The sequence below is a fragment of the Pseudomonas sp. WP18 genome, from assembly GCF_036689585.1.
In the GTDB taxonomy this organism is placed as follows: Bacteria; Pseudomonadota; Gammaproteobacteria; order Pseudomonadales; family Pseudomonadaceae; genus Aquipseudomonas; species Aquipseudomonas chlororaphis_E.
On record NZ_CP144758.1, the window covers coordinates 5,875,773 to 5,892,316 of the forward strand.

At 65.2% G+C, this 16,544-nt stretch carries 13 protein-coding genes; 7 read left to right on the plus strand and 6 right to left on the minus strand.

Annotation, left to right across the window (positions count from 1 at the left end; all coding sequences use genetic code 11):
• Positions 1-60: 60 nt before the first annotated feature.
• The 6 genes from V5F23_RS26205 to V5F23_RS26230 all read right to left on the minus strand — a co-directional run bounded on the left by V5F23_RS26205 (position 61) and on the right by V5F23_RS26230 (position 10,285).
• Complete coding sequence (locus tag V5F23_RS26205; RefSeq protein ID WP_042731365.1) at positions 61-534, minus strand: chemotaxis protein CheW; 474 nt, start codon at positions 532-534, stop codon at positions 61-63.
• Positions 527-6,472, minus strand: a complete 5,946-nt coding sequence (locus V5F23_RS26210; RefSeq protein ID WP_338497001.1) for an Hpt domain-containing protein — start codon at positions 6,470-6,472, stop codon at positions 527-529. Before V5F23_RS26210 ends, V5F23_RS26205 begins: the two co-directional genes overlap by 8 nt.
• Positions 6,473-6,680: 208 nt before the next feature.
• Positions 6,681-8,735 carry a methyl-accepting chemotaxis protein gene (locus tag V5F23_RS26215; RefSeq protein ID WP_212803123.1) on the minus strand — a complete coding sequence of 685 codons (2,055 nt, stop codon included), beginning with the start codon at positions 8,733-8,735 and terminating at the stop codon, positions 6,681-6,683.
• A gap of 159 nt (positions 8,736-8,894) precedes the next feature.
• Positions 8,895-9,434, minus strand: a complete 540-nt coding sequence (locus tag V5F23_RS26220; RefSeq protein ID WP_042731342.1) for a chemotaxis protein CheW — start codon at positions 9,432-9,434, stop codon at positions 8,895-8,897.
• A 10-nt stretch (positions 9,435-9,444) separates the two neighbouring features.
• Complete coding sequence (gene pilH, locus V5F23_RS26225) at positions 9,445-9,810, minus strand: twitching motility response regulator PilH (protein ID WP_042731352.1); 366 nt, start codon at positions 9,808-9,810, stop codon at positions 9,445-9,447.
• A gap of 46 nt (positions 9,811-9,856) precedes the next feature.
• Positions 9,857-10,285, minus strand: a complete 429-nt coding sequence (locus V5F23_RS26230) for a response regulator (protein WP_042731343.1) — start codon at positions 10,283-10,285, stop codon at positions 9,857-9,859.
• Positions 10,286-10,509: 224 nt separating this feature from the next.
• Between V5F23_RS26230 and gshB the strand changes: the two genes are divergently transcribed.
• The 7 genes from gshB to V5F23_RS26265 all read left to right on the plus strand — a co-directional run bounded on the left by gshB (position 10,510) and on the right by V5F23_RS26265 (position 16,522).
• A complete protein-coding gene (gene gshB / locus V5F23_RS26235) occupies positions 10,510-11,463 on the plus strand; it encodes a glutathione synthase (RefSeq protein WP_212803124.1) in 954 nt (317 codons plus the stop codon).
• Between the two features lie 76 nt (positions 11,464-11,539).
• Complete coding sequence (locus V5F23_RS26240; RefSeq protein WP_212803125.1) at positions 11,540-12,436, plus strand: energy transducer TonB; 897 nt, start codon at positions 11,540-11,542, stop codon at positions 12,434-12,436.
• A gap of 191 nt (positions 12,437-12,627) precedes the next feature.
• Positions 12,628-13,197 carry a YqgE/AlgH family protein gene (locus tag V5F23_RS26245; protein ID WP_042731345.1) on the plus strand — a complete coding sequence of 190 codons (570 nt, stop codon included), beginning with the start codon at positions 12,628-12,630 and terminating at the stop codon, positions 13,195-13,197.
• Positions 13,197-13,634 (plus strand): Holliday junction resolvase RuvX, encoded by a 438-nt coding sequence (gene ruvX, locus V5F23_RS26250; protein WP_042731346.1) that lies wholly within the window; start codon positions 13,197-13,199, stop codon positions 13,632-13,634. Before V5F23_RS26245 ends, ruvX begins: the two co-directional genes overlap by 1 nt.
• An 84-nt stretch (positions 13,635-13,718) precedes the next feature.
• On the plus strand, positions 13,719-14,225 hold the full coding sequence (gene pyrR, locus V5F23_RS26255) for a bifunctional pyr operon transcriptional regulator/uracil phosphoribosyltransferase PyrR (protein ID WP_042731347.1): 507 nt from the start codon (positions 13,719-13,721) through the stop codon (positions 14,223-14,225).
• A 24-nt stretch (positions 14,226-14,249) separates the two neighbouring features.
• On the plus strand, positions 14,250-15,254 hold the full coding sequence (locus tag V5F23_RS26260; RefSeq protein ID WP_042731348.1) for an aspartate carbamoyltransferase catalytic subunit: 1,005 nt from the start codon (positions 14,250-14,252) through the stop codon (positions 15,252-15,254).
• Positions 15,251-16,522: a dihydroorotase gene (locus tag V5F23_RS26265; protein WP_042731349.1), complete on the plus strand. Its 1,272-nt coding sequence runs from the start codon at positions 15,251-15,253 to the stop codon at positions 16,520-16,522. The genes V5F23_RS26260 and V5F23_RS26265 overlap by 4 nt, the downstream gene beginning before the upstream one ends.
• Positions 16,523-16,544: the final 22 nt, after the last annotated feature.

Below are 16,544 nucleotides of genomic sequence, written 5' to 3' on the forward strand. Positions count from 1 at the left end.
ATCGGTGACCGACACGCCGCTTTCGCGAGCAAGCTCGCTCCCACAGGATGAGGGACTGGCTCAGGCTTTGACCAGGCCGGCGGCGATGACCAGTTCTTCCAATGCCAGCAGGTCCGGTACTTTTGCCACGTGCTCGCCCACTTGCACCGCCGCCTGTTCCAGCCCGCACAGCGGTACATCGACGTAGCTCAGTTGAGCGTCGAGCTTGCAGGAACGGGGGATGCCTTGCACCAACAGTGCCATGAAGCGCAGCTCCGGGCGGCCGCCCAGGGCGTTGAGCACGACGATGCGCACTCGCTCGCCGATCACGGTTTTCTGGCCGCACGCCGATTCGAAGCTCAGCAGCGGGATCTGCCGTTCGCGCCAGCTGGCCCAGCCCAGGAACCACGGCGGCGTGTCCAGATCGAACGTGCTGCCCTGGTAGTCGATCAACTCGGCCACCGCGACGTTGGGCAGGATCAGGTGGCGGTCCGCCAGGGGCAACAGCAACCCGGTGAGGTGGCTGGTGCGCTGGTGGGGGTGCAGGTCATGCATGGGGCTTGCTCCAGTGCGCGATGCTGTCGAGCAGCACCGATTCCTGGTACGGCTTGCCCAGGTAGTCGTTGACGCCGATCGCCATGGCGCGGTCGCGGTGTTTCTGGCCGGTGCGCGAGGTGATCATGATGATCGGCAAATGTGCCAGGCGCGGGTCGTTGCGCACCAGGGTGGCCACTTCGAAGCCATCCATGCGCGGCATCTCGATGTCCAGCAGCATCAGGTCCGGCGAATGCTCGGCCAGCAGCGCCATCGCGTCCACCCCATCCTTGGCGGTCAGGACATGCATGCCATGGCGCTCCAGCAGGCGGCTGGTGACCTTACGCACCGTCACCGAGTCGTCCACCACCAGCACCAGCAGCGGCCGTTGCGGCTCGCCCTCGCTTTCGGTCGGCAGCGGTCGGCGTGGCACCTGGTGAGGCAAGGCGCGGATCGGCGCCAGCAGGTCGAGGATCAACACCACCCGGCCATCCCCCAGGATCGTCGCCCCGGACACACCCTGCACCGCCGCAAACTGCGCGCCAAGGCTCTTGACCACGATCTCGCGGGTGCCGGCGGTGGTGTCCACCTGCACCGCGATATGGCGCTCGTTGCACTGCATCAGCAGCAGCGGCAACGGTTGGCTCTGGCCCAGCAGTTTCGGCCGCGCCGTGGTCTTGAGCAGCTCGCCCAGGTAGCACAGTTCGTAGCGCTGCCCGGCGTAGGTATAGGTCGGCGGATCGAGCTGGTAATAGCCATCCAGCTCGGCAGGCAAGACCCGCACGATGCTTTCGATGGTATTGAGCGGGATCGCGTATTGGTCTTCGTGACACTGCACCATCAACGCCCGGTTGATCGCCAGGGTGAACGGCAGGCGGATACGGAAATGCACCCCCTGCCCCGGCGTCGAGTCGATGATCATGCTACCGCCCAGTTGCCGCACCTCTTCGTGGACCACGTCCATGCCGACGCCGCGCCCGGAGATCTGGGTGATCTTCTCGGCGGTGGAAAACCCCGGCTGCAGGATGAACTGCAACACGTCGCGGTCACTGATGTCGCTGTCGGGAGCCAGCAGGCCGCGCTTGATCGCCTTGCGCCGCACCGCCTCCAACGGCACGCCGGCACCGTCGTCGCGGATGTCGAAAATGATGTCGCCGCCCTCCCGCGACAAGTCGAGGCTGATGCGTCCGCGGGTCGGCTTGCCGGCGGCGAGACGCACGTCGGCCGGTTCCAGGCCGTGGTCGACGGCGTTGCGCAGCATGTGCTCCAGGGGCGCGGCCATGCGCTCCAGCACGTTGCGGTCCATTTCGCCCTCGGCATTGTCGACCACGAACTCGACCTCCTTGCCCAGTTCCTGAGCCACTTGCCGGACGATGCGCTTGAGGCGCGGCAACATGCGCTCGAAGGGCACCATGCGCGTGCGCATCAGGCTTTCCTGGAGCTCGGTGTTGATCCGTCCTTGCTGTTGCAACAGGCTTTCGGCGTCGTGATTGCCGCGGTCGAGGGTTTCCTTGAGGTCGAGCAGATCCGAGGCGGATTCGAACAACGCCCGGGACAATTGCTGCAATTGGGAATGCCGATCCATTTCCAGCGGGTCGAACTCCTCGTAGCCCAGGCGCTCGGCCTCGACCTGCTGGCGACTGAGAATCCGCCCCTGGGTCTCGGTGTCCAGCCGGCGCAATTGATCACGCATGCGCTCGATGGTGGTTTCCATTTCGCTCAACGCCACCCGGGCGTCGTTGACTTGCTGTTCGATGCGGCCCCGGAAGATCGACGCTTCACCGGCCAGGTTGACCAGGTCGTCGAGCAGTTCGGCGGAGACCTTGACCATGTCCGCACCGTCGCTGGGTGCGCTCGGCTCGGGCCTGGCGGGTGCCGGCGTGGCGGCAGCGACCGGGGCCGCGACCGGCGCCGGAAGCGGCTGTGCCACGGGCGTCGCCTGACTTGCCGGAGCGTCCTGCGCGTGACTCACCGCCTGGATCTGTGCGATCAGCCGGTCGCCCGGCGGGCACGGATGCCCGGCGCGTACGGCATCGAGCATCTGCGCCAGTCGGTCGTGACTGCTTTGCAGCAGGGTGAACAGGCTCGGACTGGGCTGGAGCAGACCGGCCGACAAGCCTTCGTAAAGGTTCTCCAACTCATGGGCCAGGTCGCCGATGGGCACGATCTCCACCATCCGCGCGCCGCCCTTGAGGGTGTGCAGGTCCCGCAACAGGGTTTCCACGGCCTGGCGATTCGACGGCTCGGCCTGCCAGCGCAGCAACGCCGCGCCGGAGCTGTCGAGAATGTCGAAGCCTTCTTCGAGGAAGATCTCCAGCAACTCAGGGTCCTGGCCGGCTGCATCACCCTGGCCTGCCCCGGCGGTGTCGATGGCGTTCGGCTTGTCCTGGCGGAAGCGGCGGATGGCATCGATCAGCGCAACGGGATCGCCCAGCGGCTGGCCCTGTTGCAATTGCCCAAGCAGCAGGTCGAGGCGTTCGTGGCTGCGTTCGAGCAGTTGCTCCAGTGCCTCGCTGTGGCTGTAGCGACGGTCCACCAGGCCTTCGTAGAGGTTTTCCAGTTCCTGGGCCAGGTCGCTTACCGGCCGGATATCGGCCATCCGTGCCCCGCCCTTGAGGGTGTGCAGGTCCCGTTGCAACGAAGACAGCGGCGCACCGTTGTCCGGGTCGGCCAACCAGCGCTGCAAGGCCTGGGCGGCGCTCTCGAGAATGTCCTGGGCTTCCTCGAGGAAGATCGCCGCGATGTCGTCGTCCACCGCCGCGTCGGTGGGGGCGTCGCGTTCCAGCTCGGCGGTGGCCTGACCCAGTTCGTGGATGCTCAGGGTCCGACTGCCGTCGCTGCGGATCAGGCCGGTGGCCGCCGGGTCGAGGCCGTCTTCCAGCAACCTGCGCAAGGCCTGGACCCGTTCGGGTTGTGGATGCACCGACTGCCCGGCCGCCAGTTCATCGAGCATGTCGATCAGCGCCTCATGGGCGCGCTGGGCTTCCTGGAAAAACATGTCGCTGACCACCAGGCTGCTCTCTTCCACCGCGCCGTAGAGGTCGAGCAACGCTTCGCAAAGCTCATCGACCGGGTGCAGGTCGGCCAGGTGTGCGCCTTCGCCGAGGGTGGTCAGCTCATCCAGCAACGCACTCAGTTCCTGGCCTTCGCCCGGATGCTGCTGCCAGCGCTGCAGCAGGCTTTCGGCGTCGAGCAGGATGTCCATGCCCTGGGCGAGGAAGTTGTTGATCAGTTGGGGATCGCGCTTGGCACGCGGTCCCTTGTCCGGGGCGTCGAGGGCTGTTTGCAGGCGTTCGGCCAACAACGACTGGGCTCGCTGGATCAGGTCCTCGGCACCGGGAATCGGTGCCAGCGGCTCGCTGTGCAACTGGCGCAGGCTGCGGCGCAGCAACCCTTCGGCCTCCAGCAACAGCTCGACCTCATCCAGGTCGAGGGCAATCAGGTGGGCCTTGTATTCCCGGGCCAGTTCATCCAGTGCGCCAGTCAGCTCGGCAATCGGCAGCACGCCGGCCATGGAGGCACTGCCCTTGAGGGTGTGCAAGGCCCGTTGCAGTTCATCGCTGGCCTGCAACGGCAAGTGGTCGGTGGCCTGGTCGAGAAACCGATTGAGGCTGGCGAGGTGGCCCTGGGCTTCATTGTCGAAGATCTTCAGCAGCAACGGGTCGAGGGCGGCCACGTCCTGCACATCTTCATCGGCCTCGTCATCGCCCTTGGCGAGGGCATGGGCGCGGGCGGCCAGGCGATCGACGTCATCGCGCTGCCGTTGCTGGTGGGCGGCGAACTCGGTCACCAGGGCCGGCAGCAACTGCACGGTGTCCTCGATCAGTTGGCGCACCGAAGCCGTCGGCTCGACACTGCGCTCCAGCACCCGGTTGAGCAGGTTTTCCACCGCCCAGGCCAGTTCCCCCAGCACCAGCGCCCGCACCATCCGGCCGCTGCCCTTGAGGGTGTGGAAGGCCCGGCGCAATTCACTCAGGGCACTCTGGTCATCGGGGTGGGCGTTCCAGCGCGGCAGGTATTCGCGCAGGACGTCCAGCACCTCATCGGTCTCCTCGAGAAAGACCTCGCGCAATTCATCGTCCACCGGATGTTCGTCCCGCGGCGGCGGCAGCAGGCTGCCCGGTGTGCTGCGGGCCGGCGGGTTGACCGTCGAGACCGGGCTGGCCAGCACTTGCGCCAGCGATTGCACCGTCAGCGGGTCGTCCAGTTCTTGCAAGTCCTGCATCAGCTGGGCTTCGTTGGGCCCCAGCACATCCTCCAGCAACGGCACCCGCGCTTCGTCCGGGAAATAGCCGAGCGCGGCCAGGCTCCGCTCGACCCCGTCGAGCAAAGACTCGCCGGGGGTCTGTGGGTCTTCGCTCAAGCGCTCCAGGTAGTATTCGAGGCCGCTGATCACATCGGCCAGATGGTCGAGGGCTTCCCAGCCCGGCTGGGCCTGATCGAACAACAGGTGTTCGCGGATGAACCCGTTGCACGCCTCCACCAGGCCGGCCGCGCGGCTCAGGGGGATCATCGCCAGCGCACCGCGCACCTGGGTCAGCAGGGCTGGCAAGGGCTGCAACTGCTCGCGGTTCCAGTCGGCGTCGATGTAGTCGACGATCATGTCCTTGGCCTGTTGCAGGCAGGTGTGCGCCTCCTTGATGACAATCTGGTGGATCTGAGTCAGATCGGTGGTGGGCAGGTGCGTGTCTTCGCGGCTCTGCGGCTCGACGGTGCCGACCATGCCGGCCAGGGTGGCTTCGACGTAGAGCAAGGCACCGGCGACGTCCATCAGGGTCGCGTCATCAGGCTCGCGCTGGCCCTGGGCGAGGCTCAGCACCACCGCCAGTTGATCGATGATGACCTTGCGCGGCTGGCCGAAGCCCAGCACCGCCAGGGTATCGGCGATCTGTCGCAGCGGCGCCAGCAGACTGTCCAGTTCCGAGGCGTGCTGGCGATCGCTGCGCACGAACAGGTCGAGGCGCTCCTTGACCCGCACCAGTTCTTCACAGAGCGCGGCAAGCACCGAGCGCAAGGCATCGCGGTCGGGCCCGGCGAGGCGCGCGCGTTCTTCGTCGACCATGGCGCTGTCGGGCAGCGCGTCGTCCAGTGAGTAGCGTTCTTTCATGATCTGCATCTGCCCGCTGGGGTGTTCGGCCTTGGCAATATAGAACAACAAGCTCTTGAGCAGGTGGGCCGGTGCCGGTTGATTGATGCCACCCATGCCGTGTTCGAGCAAGCGCCTGAGTTCCTTGTCGGCTTCCTTGAACAGGCTGCGCAACGCCGGGCTGTTGGCGATGCGCCCCTCGCGCATGCCTTCGACCAGCGCCGAGGCCACCTGCCACAAGGCATTGAGCGGCGCCCCGGCGCACAGCCCTTCCAGGCGATGGAAGACCTTGGCCAGGTAGCCGAGGTGGGTGGCATCGTCTTGTTCGCGCAACAGCCCGACGAGAGCCATTTGCAGGGTCTGGCGCAGCTTGCGCAGGGTGTTCGGCAGGTCCGGCGGTTCGAGTCGCCGCAACGCTTCGTCGCTCAGCGGCGGCAGTTGCGGCAGCTCGGGGCTGAACAGGCTGGTCTCCGACAACAGGCTTTCGCCCCGGGCGCTGCGCAAGTCGTTGATCAACGGCAGCACCACCAGCGGTAAATCGCGGCGAGCGCCCTGGACACGGTCCAGGTAGATCGGCAACTGGCCCAGGGCCTGGCTCAACAGGCTGATGGCCTCTTCGCGATGGCTGATGCGGTTGTCCTTCAGGGCCAGGCACAACTGTTCCATCTCTTCGGCCAGCAGCGCGGCGCCGTAGAATTCGACCATCTGCAAGCCACCGTGCACCTGATGGATACCGGCCAGGCACTGCGCGAGGGCATCCAACGCCTGCGGGTCGTCCACCAGGCGATTGAGGGCCTGGTGGGCCTGCTTCAGCGTTTCGGCAATCTCGCCCTTGACCCACTCCAGGGCCACATAGTCGCGCCGATCAGCCATAACCACTCCAAATCAACAGTGACATGCCAAGGGTACGAATCAACCCTGTGGCGAGGGGATTTATCCCCGCTGGGCTGCGCAGCAGCCCCCAAAAACCCGGCAGCAAGATGTCAGCTCGTCAGACAGTTTGAATGGGGCCGCTTCGCGCCCCAGCGGGGATAAATCCCCTCGCCACAAAAGCGCCTCATCATCAGACGAATCCCGCTGGTCACCCCTTGTCCTCACCCGCAGCCGCCGGCAAGGTGAACCCGGACACCGACCGCCGCAGTTGGCTGGCCATTTTCGCCAGGTTGCCGATGCTCTCGGCGGTGGCGGTGGAGCCCGACGAGGTTTGCGTGGTGATCTGCTGGATCACGTTCATGGTCAGGGAAATCTGCCCCGCCGACGTGGTCTGTTGCTGCGCCGCGTTGGAAATGCTCTGGATCAGCGCCGCCAGGGTCTTGGACACGCCTTCGATCTCCTCCAGCGCGACGCCGGCATCCTGGGCCAACCGGGCCCCGCGCACCACTTCGGTGGTGGTCTGCTCCATGGAGATCACCGCTTCATTGGTGTCGGCCTGGATCGCTCGCACCAGTGTCTCGATCTGCCGGGTCGCCGCCGACGAACGCTCCGCCAGGCGCTGCACTTCATCGGCCACCACCGCGAAGCCGCGCCCGGCGTCGCCGGCCATGGAGGCCTGGATGGCGGCGTTGAGGGCCAGGATGTTGGTCTGGTCGGCGATGTCGTCGATCAGGCTGACAATGTCGCCAATCTCTTGGGACGATTCGCCCAGGCGCTTGATGCGCTTGGCGGTGTCCTGAATCTGTTCGCGAATGTTGTCCATGCCGTGGATGGTGTTGTGCACCACCTCGTTGCCCTTGTTGGCGATTTCCACCGAGCGCTCGGCCACCGCCGACGACTCGGCGGCGTTGGCCGAAACCTGGTCGATGGACTGGGCCATCTCATTGATGGAAGTCGACGCCTCGGAGATCTGCTGGGCCTGGTGCTCGGACGCCTGGGCCAGGTGCATCGCCGTGGCCTGGGTTTCCTGCACGGCGGCGGCGACCTGGCCGGCGGTGAGGTTGATGGTCGCCACCAGGTCGCGCAGTTGATCCACCGAATAGTTGATGGAGTCGGCGATGGTGCCGGTGAAGTCCTCGGTCACCGAGGCGGTCACCGTCAGGTCGCCGTCGGCCAGGTCTTCGATCTCGTCCAGCAGACGCATGATCGCGTTCTGGTTGCGCTCGTTCTTTTCCGCGGTCTCGCGCAATTGGCGGTTGGTTTCCCGAACCATTACCAGGCCGATCAGGATGATCGACGTCAGCGCCAGCAGGCCCAGCACATACCCGCCGATGGCGTTGGCCGCGCGCCCGCCGGCCAGGTTCTCGAACGCCGTGGCCAGGTGCGACGCTTCGTCGAGCAGGGTTTGCGACAGGCTGAAGATATTGCCGGCCGACTCACGGACCTTGAACAGCTCCGGCGACGTTTCGAGGATTTCATCCACCGAACCCGAGACGAACTCGAACAGTTCGCTGATTTCGCTCAAGCGGGCCCGGGCATCGCGGTCCTGGACCTGGGAAATCTTCAAGGCCAGGTCACCCTGCAACATGCCGTTGAGTACCTGGCCGAAACGCGCGGCGTCGCGGCCGAAGGTGTCGGCGGCCTGGCTGGCGTTTTCATCCCCCGCCAGCACGGTGTTGACCGCGCCGAGAATCCGCTCGGCCAGCAGCGACTGGCGCTGGGCCATGGCCACCTGGGCCGCAGGCGCACCGCGTTGCAGCAGGATCTCGACGACTTTCTCGTACTCGACCTGCAGTTGCGGCACGGTCTCGGCCAACGTCGCCGCCACTTGATGCAACGACAGGACCGTCTGCTCGCTGGACAGAATGGCGTCGGCGTTTTTCAGCAGGCGTTCCCAGTCCAGCTGCACGGCGCGCATCTGCGGGCGCAGGGCGGCGGGAGCGGGCGGCAGCCCGGTCACCGGGTCCCCCTGTTTCAGGTAGCCCCAGCGCTGGGCAAAGTCATTGCGCGCATCGCTCAGCAACTTGAACGCGGCCGGCTTGCCGGCAGCGGCCTCGGTGGCGTTCTTGGCAATGCGCTGGGACAGCACCCGCAACTCACCGGCGTGACCGATGTACTGCTTGTCGTAGGTGGACTGGGTGTTGAGGTAGGCGAAGTTGGCGAACAGCAACATGATGAAGACAATCAGCGCGACGAACAGCACGATGATCTGCGAACGACTGCGCGACGCTTCCAGTGGCTTGCCTGCTTTTGCTTTGATCATCGGTTCTCGCCTGTACTGCATCATCCAACTCACTCACCGTGGTACCCCATGTGGGAGCGAGCTTGCTCGCGATAGCATCGGATCAGCCAGCCTTGATTTAGCTGACCCACCGCAATCGCGAGCAAGCTCGCTCCCACAAGGGACCGGCGCTGTATCCCGTCAAATCGCTACATCCATGAACCCTGGCGAGCGCGTCAACGCAAACGGGCTGAACACCTGCCACGGCGGCTCGCCGGGAAACTGCCCTTTGACGAACACCGACTCCGGGCCGTCGAGCTCGTCCACCAGCGTCGGCTCCAGGCTGCCTTGGGGAAAATGCTGCAACCCGAGGACCTCATCCACCAGCAAGCCGGTGAACACTTCGTCGTGATCCACCACCAGCACGCGCCGCTGCTTGCGCACGGGCGACAGTTCATGGCCGAAGAACCCGCACAGGTCCATCAATGGCAGCAGCCGCCCGCGCAGGTTAGCCACACCGCGCACCCAGGGCTTGACCCCGGGCAACTGTGTGCAACGCGGTTCATGCAGCACTTCACTGACCTCCCCCATGGGGGCCACGTACCAATGCTCGCCCAGGCGAAACCCGATGCCGCTCCAACTGTCGCGGTGGGTCGGCTGGGAAGGCAGGTCGGCCCCCAGCAGCCGGCAGCGCCGGTCGATCTGCAGCAGCAGTTCGAATGCCGTCAGGTTCTGGCTCATGGCCGCGTCGTCAATCCGCCAGCACTTTGTTCAGGGTCGCGATCAGGGTTTCTTCGTCCACCGGTTTGGTCAGGTAGTCCTTCGCGCCCTGGCGCGTGCCCCAGACCTTGTCGGTGTCCTGGTCCTTGGTGGTGATGATGATCACCGGGATGTGCCCGGTGTCAGGATCCTTGGTCAACTGGCGGGTGGCCTGGAAACCGTTGAGGCCGGGCATGACGATGTCCATCAGCACGGCGTCGGGTTTTTCCTGGCGTGCCAGGGCCACGCCATCGGCGCCGTTTTCGGCCTTCAGGACCTGGTGGCCGTGCTTTTCCAGCATACCGGTCAATTTGTACATTTCGGTCGGCGAATCATCGACGATCAGAATACGTGCCATGGTGTTCCCCATTTTTGTCGACCCCAGGCCCGTTGGCCGAGTGTCATTAATGTGCCTGGTGCGGCTGGACAGCGGCAAAGCCCGGGACATGGGCCTGTATCGCACCCAGCAGTTCTTCCTTGCTGAACGGTTTGGTCAAAAACTGATCGGAGCCGACGATGCGCCCCTTGGCCTTGTCGAACAAGCCGTCACGGGACGACAGCATGATCACCGGCGTGGCCTTGAACGCGCTGTTGTTCTTGATCAGGGCGCAGGTCTGGTAGCCGTCCAGGCGCGGCATCATGATGTCGACAAAGATGATGCCCGGATGATGATCGGCGATCTTGGCCAGGGCATCGAAGCCGTCGATGGCCGTGATCACCTCGCAGCCGACGTTGCGCAGCAAGGTTTCAGCGGTGCGGCGGATGGTCTTCGAGTCGTCGATGACCATCACCTTCAAGGCACTGGGTTGCTGCTGCGTAAATTGCTCTGCCATTGCCACTGCGAACCGGTTTTTAACGCGCCAGGGTGGTCGACGGCGCAAACCCTTGATGTTCAAGGCCCGCGCGTCACATGGCAGCCTTTTTAGCACAGTCTCCATCGCCGATCTATCGGCCGCTCGGCGCGGCGGTTTTTCCTTGACCGCCAAACTTGGGGGCGCCACTCTGACGCCACTTTTTCACGCCATTTGTGCCCATCATATTTTCGAGGAACCAAGCCATGAGCGTACGCGTCGGCATTGTCATGGACCCTATCGCCAGCATTTCCTATAAGAAGGATAGCTCGCTGGCCATGCTGCTGGCCGCTCAAAAGCGCGGCTGGGAGTTGTTCTACATGGAGCAGCGCGACCTCTACCAGGCCGAGGGCCAGGCGCGGGCGCGGATGAAACCGCTGAAAGTCTTCGCCAACCCCGAGAAATGGTTCGAGCTGGGCGCCGAAAGCGATGCCCTGCTGAGCGACCTCGACGTGATCCTGATGCGCAAGGACCCGCCGTTCGACATGGAGTTCGTCTACTCCACCTACCTGTTGGAGCAGGCCGAGAACGCTGGCGTGCTGGTGGTCAACAAACCCCAGAGCCTGCGCGACTGCAACGAAAAGCTGTTCGCCACGCTGTTCCCTCAGTGCACGCCGCCGACCCTCGTCAGCCGCCGCCCGGACGTGCTGCGCGAGTTTGCCGAGCATCACGGCGACGTGATCCTCAAACCCCTGGACGGCATGGGCGGTTCCTCGATCTTCCGCCACACCGCCGGCCACCCGAACCTGTCGGTGATCCTGGAAACCCTGACCCTGCATGGCAAACAGCAGATCATGATCCAGGGCTACCTGCCGGCCATCGTCGACGGCGACAAGCGCATCCTGATGATCGACGGCGAACCGGTGGACTATTGCCTGGCCCGGATTCCAGCGGCCGGCGAAACCCGCGGCAACCTGGCCGCCGGTGGCCGTGGCGAGGCGCGCCCGCTGACCGACAAGGACCGCTGGATCGCCGCCCAGGTCGGCCCGAGCCTGCGGGAGAAAGGCCTGCTGTTCGTGGGCCTGGACGTGATCGGTGAGCACCTGACGGAAATCAACGTCACCAGCCCGACCTGCATCCGCGAGATCGACAACGCCTTCGGCACCGACATCGGCGGCCTGCTGATGGATGCCATCGATCAGAAGCTCAAGGCTCGTTGATCCAGATCTGATGAAGGAAACCCACATTGCGTTATCATGCCCGGCCTGAAAAAAACGCGATGTTGGTTTCCTTGTCATGACCCTCCCGTCCGACCTGCCCCAAGAGCTTGCCCATCGCGGCGTGCGCCCGGCCGATCGCCTCGGTTTTACGCTGTTCCTGGCGGCGCTGATCCACCTGGCCCTGTTGCTGGGCGTCGGGTTTGCCACGGTCGAACCCAAGCAGATCAGCCAGACCCTGGAAATCACCCTGGCCACCTTCAAGAGCGAGACGAAGCCGGCGAAGGCCGATTTCCTCGCCCAGGAAAACCAGCAGGGCAGCGGCACCCTGGAAAAAAAGGCCATTCCCAAGACCACCGAGATCGCGCCGTTCCAGGACAATCAGGTGCAGAAAACCAGCCCGCCCCCAGCCACCAAGCCCGAGGTGCAGGAGGCCGCGCCGAAGGCCGCCGTGACCACCGTGGCGCCCAAGCCCAAGAAGGCCCCGGTCAAGGAAGAGGTCAAGCCCGACCCCAAGCCCAAGGCCCCCGCCCCGACATTCGACAGCTCCCAGTTGTCCAGCGACATCGCCAGCCTGGAAGCCGAACTGGCCCAGGAGCAGCAGCTCTATGCCAAGCGCCCGCGCATTCACCGCCTGAGCGCGGCCTCGACCATGCGCGACAAGGGCGCCTGGTACAAGGACGAGTGGCGCAAGAAGGTCGAGCGCATCGGCAACCTGAACTACCCCGACGAAGCGCGGCGCAAGCAGATCTACGGCAACCTGCGGCTGATGGTCTCGATCAACCGCGACGGCTCGCTGTATGAAGTGTTGGTCCTGGAGTCCTCCGGCCAGCCACTGCTGGACCAGGCGGCCCAGCGGATCGTGCGCCTGGCCGCGCCGTTCGCCCCGTTTACCGGGGATCTGTCGGACATCGACCGGCTGGAGATCATCCGCACCTGGAAATTCTCCCGGGGCGACCGGTTGTCCAGTAACTGACACATCATTGATGCCTGTGGGAGCGGGCTTGCTCGCGAAGCGGCCTGTACATCCGACAGATTTCTTGCGGCAGGACCACCGTCTTCGCGAGCAAGCCCGCTCCCACATTGATGGGGCCGGGAGGCCGATAGGGGCATTTGCAACGCATCCCCAGCTTGTCAGTTCGCCCCCGCGCCGCCACACTAGCGCCTATGAAAAACGTCAGCCCCACCTACCTCAAGCATCAATTCCTGATCGCCATGCCGCACATGGCCGATCCGAACTTTGCCCATACCTTGACTTACATCGTCGAGCACACGGCCAATGGGGCCATGGGGCTGGTGATCAATCGCCCGCAGGAGCTGAACCTGGCGGACATCCTCGAGCAGCTGCGCCCTGATGTAGAGCCGCCATTGTTGTGCCAGCACGTGCCGATCTTCATCGGCGGCCCGGTGCAAACCGATCGCGGTTTCGTGCTCCATCCGTCGGGGCCGACCTACCAGGCCACGGTGGACCTGAACGGCGTGTCGCTGTCCACGTCCCAGGACGTGCTGTTCGCCATCGCCGACGGCGTCGGCCCGGAAAAAAGCCTGATCGCCCTCGGCTACGCCGGCTGGGAAGCCGGGCAACTGGAGGCCGAGTTGGCCGACAACGCCTGGCTGACCTGCCCGTTCGACGCCGACATCCTGTTCAACACCAGCAGTGAACTGCGCCTGGAAGCGGCTGCCAGCCGGCTGGGGATCAACCTCAGCCTGCTCACCAGCCAGGCGGGACACGCCTGATGGCCTTGCGCTTGCTGCTGGGCTTCGATTACGGCACCAAACAGATCGGCGTGGCAGTCGGCCAGGTCATTACCGGCCAGGCCCGCGAACTGTGCACGCTCAAGGCGCAGAATGGCGTCCCGGACTGGAACCAGGTCGAGGCGCTGATCAAGGAATGGAAACCCGACGCCGTGGTGGTCGGCCTGCCGCTGAACATGGACGGCACGCCCAGTGACATGTGCGTGCGTGCGGAAAAGTTCGCCCGCCGGCTCAATGGCCGCTTCAACCTGCCCTTCTATACCCACGACGAACGCCTGACCACGTTCGAAGCCAAGGGTGAGCGCCTGGAGCGTGGCGGGCAGAAAGGCAGTTACCGCGACAACCCGGTGGACGCCATTGCCGCCGCCCTGCTGCTGCAAGGGTGGCTCGATGCAAACACCGCCCTGTTCGAAACCTGATTTTCTATAAAGCGCCGCCAAGGCGCTTTCTTTTAGCGATGAACCGCGCCCCTCACACCGGCCCGGAAACCTGAAGGAGCCAGCATGAGCCTGCCCAATCCTGCCGAACTGATCAGCCAGATGGCGATCCGTCTCACGGCACACCTGGAACAACGCGGCATCCGCGAACCGCGCTACATCGGTATTCGCACCGGTGGCGTCTGGGTCGCCCAGGCATTGCTCGATGAACTGGGCAGCCAATCGCCGTTGGGCACCCTGGATGTGTCGTTCTACCGCGACGACTTCAGCCAGAACGGCCTGCATCCGCAAGTCCGCCCTTCGGCGCTGCCGTTCGAGATCGAAGGCCAGCACCTGGTACTGATCGACGACGTGCTGATGAGCGGGCGGACCATCCGCGCGGCCATGAATGAGTTGTTCGACTACGGCCGCCCGGCCAGCGTGACCCTGGTGTGCCTGCTGGACCTGGACGCCGCCGAACTGCCGATCCGCCCGGACGTGGTCGGCGCGACACTGGCGCTGGCCGCCCACGAGCGCGTCAAGCTCTCCGGGCCCGCGCCGCTGCAACTCGAACTGCAAGACCTTGCCCTTTAACTGCCCTTGTAAGAGTCCATTGCGATGACGCCTCTCGAAACCAAGCGCCCGCTGCAGCTCAACGATCAGGGCCAGCTGCGGCACTTCCTGTCCCTCGACGGCTTGCGCCGCGAGCTGCTGACAGAAATCCTCGACACCGCCGACTCGTTCCTCGAAGTCGGCGCCCGGGCAGTGAAGAAAGTCCCGTTGCTGCGCGGCAAGACCGTGTGCAACGTGTTCTTCGAAAATTCCACCCGCACCCGCACCACCTTCGAACTGGCCGCCCAGCGGCTGTCGGCGGACGTGATCACCCTCAACGTGTCGACGTCCTCGGCGAGCAAGGGCGAGACCCTGCTCGACACCCTGCGCAACCTCGAAGCCATGGCCGCCGATATGTTCGTCGTGCGCCACGGTGATTCCGGCGCGGCGCATTTCATTGCCGAGCACGTCTGCCCACAGGTGGCGATCATCAACGGCGGCGACGGCCGCCACGCCCACCCGACCCAGGGCATGCTGGACATGCTCACCATCCGCCGGCACAAAGGCAGCTTCGAGAACCTCTCGGTGGCCATCGTCGGCGACATCCTGCATTCGCGGGTGGCCCGCTCGAACATGCTGGCCCTCAAGACCCTCGGTTGCCCGGACATTCGCGTGATCGCGCCGAAGACCCTGCTGCCCATCGGCGTCGAGCAGTACGGCGTGAAGGTCTACACCGACATGACCGAAGGCCTCAAGGATGTCGACGTGGTGATCATGCTGCGCCTGCAGCGTGAACGCATGACCGGCGGCCTGCTGCCCAGCGAAGGCGAGTTCTACCGCCTCTACGGCCTGACCACCGCCCGCCTGGCCGGGGCCAAGCCAGACGCTATCGTCATGCACCCGGGCCCGATCAACCGCGGGGTGGAGATCGAGTCGGCGGTGGCCGACGGGCCGCATTCGGTGATCCTCAATCAGGTGACCTACGGCATCGCCATCCGCATGGCCGTGCTGTCCATGGCCATGAGCGGGCAAACGGCCCAGCGCCAATTCGACCAGGAGAACGCCCAGTGAAGCTCAGCATTCTCGGCGCACGCGTGATCGATCCGGCCAGCGGCCTGGATCAAGTGACCGACATCCACATCGACGCCTGCAAGATCGTCGCCCTGGGCGCTGCGCCCGCCGGTTTCACCGCCGTGCAAACCCTCGACGCCCAAGGCCTGGTGGCGGCCCCGGGCCTGGTGGACCTGAATGTCGCCCTGCGCGAACCCGGCTACAGCCGCAAAGGCAGCATCGTCAGCGAAACCCGCGCCGCCGCCGCCGGTGGCGTGACCAGCCTGTGCTGTCCGCCGCAGACCAAACCGGTGCTGGACACCTCGGCTGTGGCCGAACTGATCCTCGACCGCGCCCGCGAAGCCGGCAATACCAAGGTCTTCCCGATCGGCGCCCTGAGCAAAGGCCTGGACGGCGAGCAACTGGCCGAACTCATCGCCCTGCGCGACGCCGGCTGCGTGGCGTTCGGCAACGGCCTGAACAGTTTCCGCAACACCCGCACCCTGTGCCGCGCCCTGGAATACGCGGCGACGTTTGGCCTGACGGTGATCTTCAATTCCCAGGATCACGACCTGGCCGAAGGTGGCCTGGCCCACGAAGGCCCGACCGCCAGCTTCCTCGGCCTGCCGGGCATCCCGGAAACCGCCGAGACCGTGGCCCTGGCCCGGGACCTGCTGCTGGTGGAGCAAAGCGGCGTGCGTGCGCACTTCAGCCAGTTGACCAGCGCCCGTGGCGCGGCGTTGATCGCCCAGGCCCAGGCCCGGGGCTTGCCGGTCACCGCCGACGTGGCGCTGTACCAGTTGATTCTGACCGACGAAGCGCTGATCGATTTCAACAGCGTCTATCACGTCCAGCCGCCGCTGCGCACGCGCGCCGACCGCGATGGCTTGCGCGAGGCGGTGAAGAGCGGCGTGATCTCGGCCATCTCCAGCCACCACCAGCCCCATGAGCGTGATGCCAAGCTGGCACCGTTCGGCGCCACCGAGCCCGGCATCAGCAGCGTCGAACTGCTGCTGCCGTTGGCGATGACCCTGGTGGAAGACGGCTTGCTCGACCTGCCGACCTTGCTCGCGCGCCTGAGCGCTGGCCCGGCCCAGGCCCTGCAATTGCCGGCCGGGAAACTGGCCGTGGGCGCCGCGGCCGACCTGGTGCTGTTCGACCCCGCCGCTTCCACCGTGGCCGGCGAAGCCTGGCGCTCCAAGGGTGACAACTGCCCGTTCCTGGGCCACAGCCTGCCGGGGGTGGTGCGTTACACCTTGATGGATGGGCGGGTCACTCACCAGGCCTGAGACCGCGTCGCGCCTATCGCGA

What these genes read in the sequence shown, in the direction of transcription:
- V5F23_RS26205 (WP_042731365.1), bottom strand. Translation starts at nt 534, where the DNA reads ATGCATGACCTGCACCCCCACCAGCGCACCAGCCACCTCACCGGGTTG.
- V5F23_RS26210 (WP_338497001.1), bottom strand. Translation starts at nt 6,472, where the DNA reads ATGGCTGATCGGCGCGACTATGTGGCCCTGGAGTGGGTCAAGGGCGAG.
- V5F23_RS26215 (WP_212803123.1), bottom strand. Translation starts at nt 8,735, where the DNA reads ATGATCAAAGCAAAAGCAGGCAAGCCACTGGAAGCGTCGCGCAGTCGT.
- V5F23_RS26220 (WP_042731342.1), bottom strand. Translation starts at nt 9,434, where the DNA reads ATGAGCCAGAACCTGACGGCATTCGAACTGCTGCTGCAGATCGACCGG.
- pilH (WP_042731352.1), bottom strand. Translation starts at nt 9,810, where the DNA reads ATGGCACGTATTCTGATCGTCGATGATTCGCCGACCGAAATGTACAAA.
- V5F23_RS26230 (WP_042731343.1), bottom strand. Translation starts at nt 10,285, where the DNA reads ATGGCAGAGCAATTTACGCAGCAGCAACCCAGTGCCTTGAAGGTGATG.
- gshB (WP_212803124.1), top strand. Translation starts at nt 10,510, where the DNA reads ATGAGCGTACGCGTCGGCATTGTCATGGACCCTATCGCCAGCATTTCC.
- V5F23_RS26240 (WP_212803125.1), top strand. Translation starts at nt 11,540, where the DNA reads ATGACCCTCCCGTCCGACCTGCCCCAAGAGCTTGCCCATCGCGGCGTG.
- V5F23_RS26245 (WP_042731345.1), top strand. Translation starts at nt 12,628, where the DNA reads ATGAAAAACGTCAGCCCCACCTACCTCAAGCATCAATTCCTGATCGCC.
- ruvX (WP_042731346.1), top strand. Translation starts at nt 13,197, where the DNA reads ATGGCCTTGCGCTTGCTGCTGGGCTTCGATTACGGCACCAAACAGATC.
- pyrR (WP_042731347.1), top strand. Translation starts at nt 13,719, where the DNA reads ATGAGCCTGCCCAATCCTGCCGAACTGATCAGCCAGATGGCGATCCGT.
- V5F23_RS26260 (WP_042731348.1), top strand. Translation starts at nt 14,250, where the DNA reads ATGACGCCTCTCGAAACCAAGCGCCCGCTGCAGCTCAACGATCAGGGC.